The sequence below is a fragment of the Streptomyces sp. NPDC005485 genome (genome assembly GCF_040606085.1).
Lineage (GTDB): Bacteria > Actinomycetota > Actinomycetes > Streptomycetales > Streptomycetaceae > Streptomyces.
The window spans coordinates 1-1,949 of sequence record NZ_JBEXDZ010000316.1 but is presented as its reverse complement, the minus strand read 5'-3'; the positions used below and the strand labels follow the sequence as shown (position 1 = coordinate 1,949).

Below are 1,949 nucleotides of genomic sequence, written 5' to 3'. Positions count from 1 at the left end.
CGGAGCCTCGTTTCCGCGCCCACCCGGGCCGCCAGGGGCGGCACGGGTGGGCGCAGCGGCACCTCGTAAGCGCCGGGCTGCGCGACCCACCCCCGGCCGACACCAACACCGGGTGACAAGGAAACAAGGGGTAACCGGGGTTTGCCCACCCACCCCCGGTGCCCGGGGTTTGCGGCGCCTGGCTGTGGGTGGCCGAAGTGGTGTGAGCGGGTGGGGGAGTGCTACGGATCGGATAAGCGACCGCCCGGAGGGCGGGGCCTACCGTGGGGCGGGACAGCCAAGGACACATAAGCCTCGGAAGGGCCGGGACTCGAGATGACTTCAACGCACGCCTTCTGGCTCGCCGGCCGCCAGGCCACCGGCGAGACCACCTTCGACGTCACCTCGCCGTGGGACGGCCGCCTCGTCGGCCAGGTCAGCGTGCCGACCGAGGCCCAGGTGGAGGAGGCCGTGGCCGCCGCGCACGCCGTGCGCGACGAGTTCGCCGCCACCCCGGCCCACGTCCGCGCCGCCGCCCTCGACCACGTCAGCAAGCGCCTCGTCGAGCGCACCGAGGAGATCGCCCAGCTCATCTCCGCCGAGAACGGCAAGCCCGTCAAGTGGGCCCGCGGCGAGGTCGGCCGGGCCGTGTCCGTGTTCCGGTTCGCGGCCGAGGAGGCGCGTCGGTTCAACGGCGGAGAGGCCCAGCGCCTCGACACCGACCCCGGCGGCCAGGGACGCCTCGCCCTCACCCGGCGCTTCCCGAAGGGCGTCGTCCTCGGCATCGCGCCGTTCAACTTCCCGCTCAACCTCTGCGCCCACAAGATCGCCCCGGCGATCGCGGTCGGCGCGCCGATCATCCTGAAGCCGGCGCCCGCCACCCCGCTGTCGGGGCTCGTCATCGGTGAGCTGCTCGCCGAGACCGACCTCCCGGCCGGCTCCTGGAGCGTGCTGCCCGTCGCCAACGACCGCATGCCCGCGCTGGTCCAGGACGAGCGGCTGCCCGTCATCTCGTTCACCGGCTCCGACAAGGTCGGCTACGCGATCATGGACTCGGTGCCGCGCAAGCACTGCACGCTGGAGCTGGGCGGCAACGGCGCGGCCGTCGTGCTGGCCGACTTCGCGAGCGACGCGGACCTGGACTGGGCCGCGACCCGTATCGCGACCTTCTCCAATTACCAGGGCGGCCAGTCCTGCATCTCCGTGCAGCGCGTGATCGCCGACGCCTCGGTGTACGAGCGGCTGCTGCCGCGTGTCGTCGCCGCCGTGGAGGCCCAGGTCACCGGTGACCCCTCCGACGCCACGACCGATGTCGGGCCGCTGGTGAGCGAGGACGCCGCCAAGCGTGTCGAGTCGTGGGTCGACGAAGCCGTACAAGCCGGTGCCACGCTGCTCGCCGGGGGCAAGCGGGACGGTGCCTCCTACGCGCCGACCGTCCTCGTCGACGTACCCGCCGACGTGACGATCTCCTGCGAGGAGGTCTTCGGGCCCGTCCTCACCGTGCAGAAGGTGGAGGGGGAGGCGGAGGCCTTCGCCGCCGTCAACGCGTCCAAGTACGGCCTGCAGGCAGGTGTGTTCACGCACGATCTGCAGGCAGCCTTCCGCGCCCACCGCGCGCTTGAGGTCGGCGGCGTCGTCGTCGGCGACGTGCCGTCCTACCGCGCCGACCAGATGCCGTACGGCGGCGTGAAGCAGTCCGGTGTCGGCCGCGAGGGCGTCCGGTTCGCGATGGACGACTACACCTACGAGCGGGTGCTCGTGCTGACGGGGCTCGCGCTCTAGAAGCAGGGGCCGGACCCCACATCCGAATCCAACGGCCGGAGCCCGCTGTGCGGGGGCTCCGGCCGTTGGCGTTCCGAAAGCCCCTATAGCTAGTGACAATCGTTTTCATGTACAGTGCTGCGCATGGCCGTCCCCAAGCGCAAGATGTCCCGTTCCAACACCCGTCACCGCAGGTCACAGTGGAAGGC

General features: G+C 71.5%; 2 protein-coding genes. Both read left to right on the top strand.

The genetic code is table 11. From position 1 onward, the window contains the following. Positions 1 to 315: 315 nt before the first annotated feature. The gene (locus ABZS97_RS43860; protein ID WP_356149652.1) at positions 316 to 1,761 is read left to right on the top strand and encodes an aldehyde dehydrogenase family protein; all 1,446 of its coding nucleotides are present in this window, start codon (positions 316 to 318) and stop codon (positions 1,759 to 1,761) included. 123 nt (positions 1,762 to 1,884) lie between these two features. Then, positions 1,885 to 1,949: 50S ribosomal protein L32 (gene rpmF / locus ABZS97_RS43855; RefSeq protein ID WP_356149655.1), on the top strand; the 65-nt coding region annotated here is incomplete at its 3' end.